This is a genomic window from Nostoc sp., assembly GCF_054880495.1.
This window is the reverse complement of the sequence record NZ_JBTYKD010000080.1, coordinates 20,562-30,157: the sequence shown is the minus strand read 5'-3', so window position 1 is coordinate 30,157 and position 9,596 is coordinate 20,562. Positions and strand designations below refer to the sequence as shown.

The following is a 9,596-nucleotide window of genomic DNA, read 5'->3' as shown; positions in this document are numbered from 1 at the left end:
TAGGGGTAGCCCTACGCAAAAATAGCTCGATGCCAGGATTCATAATTCTACTCAAGCCTCCTCATCATCATTTGAGGAGGCTTTTGTTATTGTTGAGAATCGTCAAGTTTTGACTAATCAAGCAGAATTACAAAAGATTTCGACGAACCATTTTTTCAGGTTTGGTAAACGTTAAATTTGCTTGTTCTTCTTCCGCCATTGCATCCAAGGGCAAATTTAAGAATACGAAACATAAATTGAGTTCGCCGCATCGGTGAGAGGTTAAGGTAATTGCACGTTTGTCAAGAGGGTGCAGGAAAAGGGGATAAATCCAGCTTGGAGACTGGCTTTCGTAGAGCTTTGACCACTAGACGATTTAACTCTTGAACGCCAGGAACTTGTCGCCACAATAGTGTTAAAACTGCTGCCACCATTAAAGATAAATTCACAATTCTATCTCGTAACAACGTTGCCCGCTTCTTGCAAAGTTATTTTGTCGTTACAATATTTTTTTTACCTTATTAAGACTATTTTGAGTATTTTAGCTGATTGACAAAAGGCGCTTTATTATAATCTCTCACGGATGGGGTAACTTTAAACTTGAGGAGTTCTATAACCACGCTCTTTGAACCCTGTGCTTGCTAATTTGCCAAAATAGAGATGTAGGCTAGAATAACTACGCTTTTAGCATAGCTTGATTGCCTACACTCAGGAGCAAGGGTCGGCTGGTTTGAAATAAGTAAGAGGAAGGAATGTATGGATAGCAACAACTGGTTGCAACAATTAATGATGGTGGGTCTTGGCACAACGTCTTTAGTAGGAGAAAAACTGCGCCAAGTTAGTGATGATTTAGTTAAAGACGGTAAGCTAAATCCTGAGCAAGCTAAGGCGGTAATAGATGATATTGCCCAGCAGTTAAAGTCGGAACAGGGAAACTTCGATGTCCAAATGCAACGGCAAATGCGAAATATGATGCAGGATTTGGGGGTGGCTCGCCAGTCGGAAGTGGACGAACTGCGGGGCAGAATTGACCGTTTAGAGCGTCAACTCCGTGATTTAGAAAATAAGCTTTGGCGTTAGAATGTCCTTTGTGATTTAAACTAATTGTGTCCTGTTGGTAATGTTTTTGCCAGGATACCTAAGTAAGGAGAACTGATTTTGAAACCTATTTTCCTCAGCGTGGCGTTCATGCTGGTATGTGTCGTGCTTTTGGTTGTGGGGCAAGTAAGCAGTAAACAGAATACTGCCATTGCTGCCCAGTTTACCCAAACACCGCCAGCGCCCACAACTGTAACTGAAAATAATACTCTAATTGCGAGCAATACTATGTCTGATGCTAATGTCGTAACTACCCCTTCGGGATTAAAGTACGTCGAGGAAAAAGAGGGGACTGGGGCGACTCCTCAATCTGGACAAACGGTTGAAGTTCACTATGTCGGCACTCTAGAAGATGGTACTAAGTTTGATAGTTCACGCGATCGCGGCCAACCCTTCAGCTTTAAAATTGGCGTTGGACAGGTAATCAAAGGTTGGGACGAAGGACTTAGCACGATGAAAGTAGGCGGTCGTCGTCAGTTAATCATCCCCCCTGAGTTAGGTTATGGCTCTCGTGGTGCTGGTGGCGTGATTCCACCTAACGCCATTCTGCATTTTGATGTGGAATTGCTGGGAGTTAAGTAGGGAATGGGGCATGGGAACTAGGGACAAGGGGGAATTATTAAAAGAAGTTTCTCTTGTCTGTGTTCTCAATGCCCAATGCCCAATCAAATAAATTAGGTATTTCAGAGTATAGACGGGACAGAAGTACAGCTAGAAAACATGAGATAAACAATCTCTAACTTTGATCAGACTGCCGCGACTATACCAAAGACCTAAACGGGGAGCATCCACTTTTGCAAGAAACATAATTATTTGGTGTCAAAAACCCTACTATATGGTTGGTCTAAAAAAGTCGATCTGCCAAAAGTGGATGCTCCCCCTAAACATCAGTTAATTATGGATATAAGACTATATCAAATAGAGAATGACTATTCGCCAAAAATACATCATTAATGAGTAAATCAGGCTCGTTCATTGTTCAAATAAAAATATTGTGATGGTTTAATCTTTTAAATCATCAATATAAAATTCTGCCGCAGTTATTTCCCATTCTATCCAGCCTAATGGTTTTATGAACAAGCCCTCAATTAAATATTCCGAATAATCTACACAAGTATCACAACTATAATCGAATTCATTATTGAATAAGTGCTGTCGAAAGCCTTTAGTTTGTACATCATTGTACTCATTAAAAATTCTTTTTGATGATATTACTCCTTTAAATATGACCTTACATGGTTCATCAAATTTACTTGTGGCTGATAAAGGATGTGGAGGATAGATTTCAAGTCCTTTTTTAATATTAACTGTAATAGAGTCTTGAGTAATGTCAAAGCTTTCTATCTTAGATTCTGGAAAATGCAAATCATCAAAATGACCTCTTATAATGCTCAGTAGTTTTTCTTCCTTAAGATTGTTGTAAGCACAGTTCCTTGAATTTGGGAACCATCACAGAGTATTGCACGCTCTTGTTTTGGGCTATTTCGGCAAAAGCTAGACTACCTCTATTTTTGGCGAAGTTATTGATTTAAATAATTATTTCATCTGGCTAAATTTTTAAATTTTGAAACTTCGTAAATTGTGGATTGAACAAAAGTTTCGCAGTACCTGTAGGTCCGTTGCGATGTTTAGCTATAATTACTTCAGCAATGCCGCGATCGGGAGTATCGGGAGAGTAGTACTCGTCGCGGTATAACATGATTACTAAATCCGCGTCTTGTTCAATACTTCCACTTTCACGTAAATCTGACAACATCGGACGCTTGTTAGTGCGTGCTTCCACACCTCGACTTAACTGAGATAAAGCAATAACTGGTACAGATAATTCACGCGCTAAACCTTTAAGTTGACGTGTAATTTTTGATAATTCTTGTACGCGATTATCGCCTGCTCCTTCCATCAATTGTAAGTAATCTATTACAATCAAACCTAATTCAGTTCCTTGTTCTGCTTGCAGTCTTCTTGCCTGACTACGAATTTGTGTAACTGTAATATTCGGCGTGTCGTCAATATAAATCGGCATCTCGGAAAGGATACCAATAGCACGGCTTAAAGGTTCCCACTGTGTTTGGGACAGGCGTCCAGTTCGCAGATAACTACTTTCAATTTGCGCTTCGCTAGCTAATAATCGTTGCGTCAGTTGCTCTTTTGACATTTCCAAGCTGAAAATAGCAACTGGTAATTTATAAGAAGCGGCGATATTATGAGCAAGGTTTAAGCAAAAGGCGGTTTTTCCCATTGATGGCCTGCCAGCGACAATAATTAAATCAGAACGCTGAAAGCCGCTAGTCATAGCATCTAAATCGTAAAATCCGCAGGGAATCCCAGGTAAGGCAATGCCTTGATTTCGATCTTCAATATCCTGGAAATTATTAATTAGAGTATCAGAAATGTGAACTAAACCCGATTGCGGACGCTCTTGAGTAACTGAGAATACTTTCTGTTCTGCCTGATCTAAAACAATTGGTAATTCGGTTTCTGTCTCATAACCAAGATGTACAATTTCATTGCCAGCTTTAATTAAGCACCGCCGCAGGTATTTGTCCATCACTAACCCTGCTAAGGCGTCGATGTTCACGGCTGACACTGTGCGGTCTACCAGAGTTGCTAACTTATTTCTGCCACCAATGCGGGCAAGGATATCATGGTCAGTCAGCCAACTTGTGACTGAGAGTAAGTCTGTGGCTTTACCTTGAGCATGGAGCCTCACAGCTGCTTGATAAATATCTTTGTGAGCGCTAATATAAAAAGCTTCTGGAAGGAGGCGATCGCTAACTCGACTAATCGCCTCTGGATCTAGTAAAATACCCCCCAAAATCGCTTCTTCCGCCTCAATATTTTGTGGTGGGAGGCGTAGTTTACCGCCGTAGGCATCGCTACCATCGCCTTTAAAACTTAGTTCTTCAGCCATAAACGATTTTAGTTTTGAGATGAAAGCTAGTCGGGAGTTAGGAGTTAAGAGTTAAGAGTTAGGAGTTAGGAGTTAAGAGTTATTATTCACCTTTGCTTCCCTTGCTCCCTCATCCCCCTCATCTCCCTCATCTCCGCGTCCCCCTCCTGAGTTAGCTAGCGACTACTTGAATATCCACTTGCGCCGCTACTTCCGAATACAGCTTGATTTCGGCTTGATAAGTACCAAGGTGGTTAATATCGGGGATGGTAATGCCACGCCGATCGACTTCTTGACCGGTGGCTGCCTTAATTGCATCTACAACATCTTGGGTGGTGATAGTACCGAAAATTGCTTCGTTTTCACCAACTGGCTTGGCAATTGTCAAGCTGCCAACTTTTTCTAAAGATTCTTTTTGCTCAAGAGCTTGTTGTCTGAGTTCTAATTGCCGTTGACGCTCTTGCTCACGACGGCGTTCTACTTGCTTGAGAATACCAGGAGTGGCATTGGTTGCCAATTTCTGGGGAATCAGATAATTACGAGCGTAGCCAGGAGCTACTTCCACTAAGTCGCCAGATTTTCCCAGCTTACTGATATCCTGATTTAAAACTAACTGCACACGTTTCGCCATCGGTTTTTGTTTTTCCTGTAAAATCTGATTAATTTGGGTTTGGGTAAGATAGCTCACAATGTCAGTGCTGTATTCCAAGCTTCTTGGCCTAAATACCCTAAAGCTTACAGATCCTAGCGAAAGGAAGGGTGCGATCGCAACTATTATCGCTAGAAAATTGAAGGAATGCCGCGAGTGGGGAGTAGGGAGTAGGGGAGATGAGGGAGATGAACTTTTCTCCAATGCCCAATGCCCAATGCCTAAAAGTTATTTCTCATTTCCCGTATCTGCGCAAAGGTTTGCACTCCATCGCCACTCTTAACAGTTAATTGTAATGATGGCTGATCCCAACGTAAAAAGGGATTGGTTCGCTTCTCCACTCCCAGCAGCGAGGGAATGGTAGCTTCTCCTCGACTACGGTAAGCCTTCACTTCATTGAAGCGCCTTTGTAAGTCGGCGTTGTCGCCATCCACAGTTAGGGCAAATTGCAGATTTTTTAAGGTGTATTCGTGGGCGCACCAAACGCGTGTATCATCGGGTAGCGATCGCAATTTGCTTAAAGAATCCACCATCTGGGTCGGTGTTCCTTCAAACAAGCGACCGCACCCGCCAGAAAATAAAGTATCGCCGCAAAATAAATCGCCTGTCTCACCAGCTTTTTCGGGGGGAAAGTAGTAAACGATGTGAGCGCGGGTATGTCCGGGAACGAAGATAACTTCAGCTACGCGGTCTGCAAACTGGACGCGATCGCCTTCTTGCAAAAACACCTGCTGTCCGGGAACTCTACCACGATCCTCAGCACCTCCATTAACTATCACTTGGGGGAATTCTTCTATTAACTGCTTATTACCACCCACATGATCGTTATGATGGTGGGTGTTGAAAATTGCTACCAACTCAGCTTTTAATTTTGCCAGTTTCTTTAATACTGGTTGAGCCTCAGCTGGATCGACAACAGCCGCGATACTTTGCCGTGCATCGTACAGCAAAAATATATAGTTGTCTGAGAGTGCCTCAAGACGGATTACCTGCATTACCTTTACCTCCCTTATAAATGGATATCTAGTCTCAAAAAATCTCATTTCTACGTGAAATTTCGGTAGACGAACTAGCCAATATGACGTTAGCTTTATTTAGGTTTTTATTGAAGCTTGATATCTAAGGTTAACTAAAAATATCCGCTTTCCGATAATTGATGACAAATTAAAGCCTGATTCATCTTCCCCTGAAAAAAATTCAAAGTAAGAGATAGCCTATATTAAAACCATTTCCTAGTCTATAAAACCTTAGTTATCGCATAATAATACTGAGAAAGTTTTGTCAACAAAAATCAAGTAATATTTTTTTTAGCGCCAAATATCCCACATCTGAATCAAAATTTCATCCAGGACTATATTAACGTCACAAACCTTCTATGTACAAAGAATTTCGACAACAGGTAATTTCGGCAATTCGGGATGCCGTGAACAACGTCCGATATCCCAAGCGCATCCTTGTTGTGCGACAGTCAGATCACCAGTCTACATACAATGACTACTTTCTTTATTGGGTCAGTCAAAATGTACCTGAGGCAGCACATCTGTTTGAACTCCATTATCTACCTTGTGAGATAAATGACTGGGATCGTTATGCACTATTTATACCTTGGCTACAAGATCCCCTCAAAGAAAGATTTCCGCATATTTATCAATATGCCCAACCAATAGAAGCAGAATGTAAAAAACGCAACATTCCCATTGTTAATCCTATTGATAACCTCTCAAATTCAATTAAATCGCTGGCAGCACGGCGGATTGGTAGTGTAGAGGGCATTCGCACCGCCAAAACAGTGCCGATTACTGATATAGAAACTTTCAAAAAGACACAAGGAGGATTGTCAACTCCCTTCTTTATCCGTGAAGACTGGGTGCATGGCTGCCAAATCTTTTTCGTCCAAAATCTCGATGACTTGGAAAACATCCCTTTTGAAAAGATGCTTGCCCCGATTGCAGTAGAATTTCTGGATGTTAGGGAAAAAGATGGTCTGTATCGTAAGTATCGCTACTTTGCTGTGGGAGATGAAGGTATCCCTGGCCCTTTAATGATTTCCAAATCTTGGGAAGTACGCGACAACGATAATCGCGTAATTAATGAATCAATAATAGCAGAAGATATTGCTTATTTCAGTGGAGAAGACCCTAATCATCATCTTTTGCAGCAGGCACGCAAAGCATTAGGTTTTGATTTTATGGCTTTTGATTACAGCTATGACGAACAGAGAAACCTCATTGTCTGGGAACCAAATCCTTTCCCAGTAATCTGGGGTTCACATGACGGTGAAGCTGACAAAAAGTATGCATTGCCATCAAGAGATCGCATCTATATAGCACTCCTCAAATATTACTTGCAGCGTGCCAACATCTCAATTAAAATACCAACTTAGTACAACATTTAATTAGTTCATAGCGAATTCTCCGCGTGCCTCTGCGCTTCCCTGTGCGCGACGGCAGTCGCTACAACGAGGGGAACCCCCGCAACGCGCTGCCTCCCCTTTGCGTTTAAATTTCAACCCTCAATTAGCCACGATTTTACGTAACACTGTACTTAGTTTATTTCCCCCTACTTAATTTTCTCCGGCGTGAATTTTGAACTATACCTTTTCAATAAGAAGAATGTTTAATCAATGACTCCACTTGTTTCAATCGTTGTTACCTGTTTTAATCAAGCTAGCTACCTAGAACGCTCAGTTAAAAGCGTACTATCACAAACATTTACTGACCTTGAATGTATTATGGTAGATGATGGCTCTACTGATAATACACAAGAAGTTGCTCAACAATTGATCAGTCTAGATTCAAGAGTCAGCTACTTCTATAAAGAAAATGGCGGAGTATCCTCAAGTCGGAATTTTGGTTTTAAACAGGCACAAGGTAAGTGGATTCAGTTTCTAGATGGAGATGATTGGATTCATAAAGATAAAATTAAATTTCAATTAGATCATTTAACTGCCTTGGATGTTCAAGAAAATACTGTTTTTTATACGGATTATGAACGGGTATTTATAGACAAAGAACAGGAAATTATCAACACAGAGGAAAATATAGTTGGTTCTTTATCAAGAGAGCAATTGATTGAACGATTACTCATTCCTGATTTTTTAGCTGATTCTCCCTTTCCCTTACTTCAGCAATGTCTATTGATGAGTAGAGATGTGCAGGAGAAAAAAAGATTTGATGAACGCTTAAAAGCTCTGCAAGATAGAGATTTTACAATAGACCTTTTAATTGCCAATGTTAATTTTGTCTACACACCGATGATCGGAGCATATTATACAAAACATCAGTCTAATAGAACTAATAACTGGTCTTATATGAAAGCTTATTACATTTTGTTATATGAGACAGTGTGCAGTAAGCATCATGATTTAATCCCTTTATGCCAAGTAGGTATAGATTTTTTGCTTAAAGAAGCAATTAGAGAAAAAGAGCAAGATAATTTTGCTCGGTTAATTAAAATGTTTTCCCCTCCTTTGTACTTATTAAATAAAAAAATCAAGATTAATCATAGTTATTTACTCAAGCTAATTTATCAAACGAGGCTAATTATTCCCAGTTTTGTACTTTATGAAAACTACCGAGGCCCGCGATCGCAAAAAATTATCTCGATTTTTTCCCAGTTCATCAATTTGTTTAAAAAATGAAAAAGCAGTTATGCAAATAGTGATTAAAGCAACTAATATATGAAAGGAAAAGTTTCGTTAGTTGTGAGTGACTTATCTGGTGGAGGCTCAGTTAGAGCGTTTTTACTAGCTCAAGTTCTAAAAAAAATCGACTATGAAGTTGAGATTGTCGGATTTTTATTTGGTCAAGAATTGTATGCTATTCCCCCTAGAGAAATACCAGTAGTTGCTATTGATGGTAAAAACTATCCTGAGTTTTTTACTTCAGCTAAAAAACTTTGGCAAAAACTAGATGGCGATATTATTTATGCAGTCAAACCTAAACCGACAAGTTTTGGTGTGTCTCTACTGAATAAATTAGCTAGTGGTCGTCCTTTGCTTTTAGATATGGATGACTGGGAACTTAGCTGGCATGGAGGTTTTGAATGGAAGTATCGCCCCAGTCTTAAGCAATTTGCCAGGGACATTTTTAAAAAAAATGGTGCATTGAGATTTCCCGATCATCCACTTTATCTCCAGTGGATGGAAAGTTTAGTATCTCGTGCCAATGGGATTACGATAGATACTCAGTTTCTTCAAGACCGCTTTGGGGGTGTTTATTTGCCTAATGGCAAAGATACTGCCATGTTTGACCCTGAAAAATATAACCCAGAGGTCAGCAGAGAGCGTTATGGTTTGACAAACTATCGAGTTCTGATGTTTCCTGGTGCGCCAAGACCTCACAAGGGAGTTGAAGATGTCTTAATAGCGTTAGATCAGTTGAATCAGCAAGATTTAAAATTAGTAATTGTGGGAGGCAGTCCTTATGATGATTATGATCAGCAGCTGATTCAAAAATGGGGACGCTGGATTATCAAGTTGCCAAAATGTCCTGTAGAGGTTATGCCTGATGTTGTAGCAGCTGCTCACGTTGTAGTTGTTCCCCAGCGAGATAGCGTAATTGCTAGTGCCCAATTTCCTCTGAAGTTAACAGATGGGATGGCAATGGCTAAACCTGTGTTATCCACACGAGTGGGAGACATTCCCAAAATTTTAGCAGAAACTGGTTATTTAGTTGATCCTAGTTGTCCCCAACAAATTGCTGCACAAATTCAACTGATATTTGCGGATGTAGAACAAGCAAAAGAGCGAGGTAGAAAGGCTAGAGAAAGATGTTTAGAAAAGTACAGCTTAGAAACTATGGCATCTACCTTATCTGAGTTAATTTCCGGCTTGTAAGGATGGTGCATAGTTATAAATCTTTGATTAATCTAGATTTAACTCAGTTAAAAATATCGTAACAGGCATAGTATAGCATCTAAAAATCGCTCTTGATTGATAGAAGGTTGTATCTATAACATGTTTTATTCCCGCGATCAAAT

Annotated in this window: 10 protein-coding genes; 5 read left to right on the top strand and 5 right to left on the bottom strand. The window is 40.3% G+C overall.

The annotated features are described in order from the left end of the window. Positions 1-281: 281 nt before the first annotated feature. Positions 282-428 (bottom strand): hypothetical protein, encoded by a 147-nt coding sequence (locus ACYTXL_RS09395; RefSeq protein ID WP_461924495.1) that lies wholly within the window; start codon positions 426-428, stop codon positions 282-284. 307 nt (positions 429-735) lie between these two features. Between ACYTXL_RS09395 and ACYTXL_RS09390 the strand changes: the two genes are divergently transcribed. Further along, positions 736-1,059: a phasin family protein gene (locus ACYTXL_RS09390; protein ID WP_100901084.1), complete on the top strand. Its 324-nt coding sequence runs from the start codon at positions 736-738 to the stop codon at positions 1,057-1,059. A 78-nt stretch (positions 1,060-1,137) separates the two neighbouring features. Next, positions 1,138-1,659: an FKBP-type peptidyl-prolyl cis-trans isomerase gene (locus ACYTXL_RS09385; protein WP_461924493.1), complete on the top strand. Its 522-nt coding sequence runs from the start codon at positions 1,138-1,140 to the stop codon at positions 1,657-1,659. A gap of 420 nt (positions 1,660-2,079) precedes the next feature. Here the strand turns inward: ACYTXL_RS09385 and ACYTXL_RS09380 are convergent, their stop codons facing one another. The 4 genes from ACYTXL_RS09380 to gloB all read right to left on the bottom strand — a co-directional run bounded on the left by ACYTXL_RS09380 (position 2,080) and on the right by gloB (position 5,611). Beyond that, on the bottom strand, positions 2,080-2,442 hold the full coding sequence (locus ACYTXL_RS09380; protein ID WP_461924492.1) for a hypothetical protein: 363 nt from the start codon (positions 2,440-2,442) through the stop codon (positions 2,080-2,082). A 184-nt stretch (positions 2,443-2,626) separates the two neighbouring features. Further along, complete coding sequence (gene dnaB, locus ACYTXL_RS09375; protein WP_461924491.1) at positions 2,627-3,988, bottom strand: replicative DNA helicase; 1,362 nt, start codon at positions 3,986-3,988, stop codon at positions 2,627-2,629. Between the two features lie 151 nt (positions 3,989-4,139). Beyond that, positions 4,140-4,598: a 50S ribosomal protein L9 gene (gene rplI, locus ACYTXL_RS09370; RefSeq protein WP_461924494.1), complete on the bottom strand. Its 459-nt coding sequence runs from the start codon at positions 4,596-4,598 to the stop codon at positions 4,140-4,142. Between the two features lie 239 nt (positions 4,599-4,837). Then, positions 4,838-5,611 carry a hydroxyacylglutathione hydrolase gene (gene gloB / locus ACYTXL_RS09365; protein ID WP_461924490.1) on the bottom strand — a complete coding sequence of 258 codons (774 nt, stop codon included), beginning with the start codon at positions 5,609-5,611 and terminating at the stop codon, positions 4,838-4,840. A gap of 380 nt (positions 5,612-5,991) precedes the next feature. Here gloB and ACYTXL_RS09360 point away from each other — a divergent pair, with 380 nt between their 5' ends. From ACYTXL_RS09360 to ACYTXL_RS09350, 3 genes are all read left to right on the top strand, one after another. Beyond that, the gene (locus tag ACYTXL_RS09360) at positions 5,992-6,999 is read left to right on the top strand and encodes a hypothetical protein (RefSeq protein WP_461924489.1); all 1,008 of its coding nucleotides are present in this window, start codon (positions 5,992-5,994) and stop codon (positions 6,997-6,999) included. A gap of 240 nt (positions 7,000-7,239) precedes the next feature. Next, a complete protein-coding gene (locus tag ACYTXL_RS09355) occupies positions 7,240-8,256 on the top strand; it encodes a glycosyltransferase family 2 protein (RefSeq protein ID WP_461924488.1) in 1,017 nt (338 codons plus the stop codon). A gap of 39 nt (positions 8,257-8,295) precedes the next feature. After that, complete coding sequence (locus tag ACYTXL_RS09350; protein WP_461924487.1) at positions 8,296-9,453, top strand: glycosyltransferase family 4 protein; 1,158 nt, start codon at positions 8,296-8,298, stop codon at positions 9,451-9,453. Positions 9,454-9,596: the final 143 nt, after the last annotated feature.

Coding starts and splice junctions, on each gene's coding strand:
- ACYTXL_RS09390 (WP_100901084.1), top strand. CDS start 736: ATGGATAGCAACAACTGGTTGCAACAATTAATGATGGTGGGTCTTGGC.
- dnaB (WP_461924491.1), bottom strand. CDS start 3,988: ATGGCTGAAGAACTAAGTTTTAAAGGCGATGGTAGCGATGCCTACGGC.
- rplI (WP_461924494.1), bottom strand. CDS start 4,598: ATGGCGAAACGTGTGCAGTTAGTTTTAAATCAGGATATCAGTAAGCTG.
- gloB (WP_461924490.1), bottom strand. CDS start 5,611: ATGCAGGTAATCCGTCTTGAGGCACTCTCAGACAACTATATATTTTTG.
- ACYTXL_RS09360 (WP_461924489.1), top strand. CDS start 5,992: ATGTACAAAGAATTTCGACAACAGGTAATTTCGGCAATTCGGGATGCC.
- ACYTXL_RS09355 (WP_461924488.1), top strand. CDS start 7,240: ATGACTCCACTTGTTTCAATCGTTGTTACCTGTTTTAATCAAGCTAGC.
- ACYTXL_RS09350 (WP_461924487.1), top strand. CDS start 8,296: ATGAAAGGAAAAGTTTCGTTAGTTGTGAGTGACTTATCTGGTGGAGGC.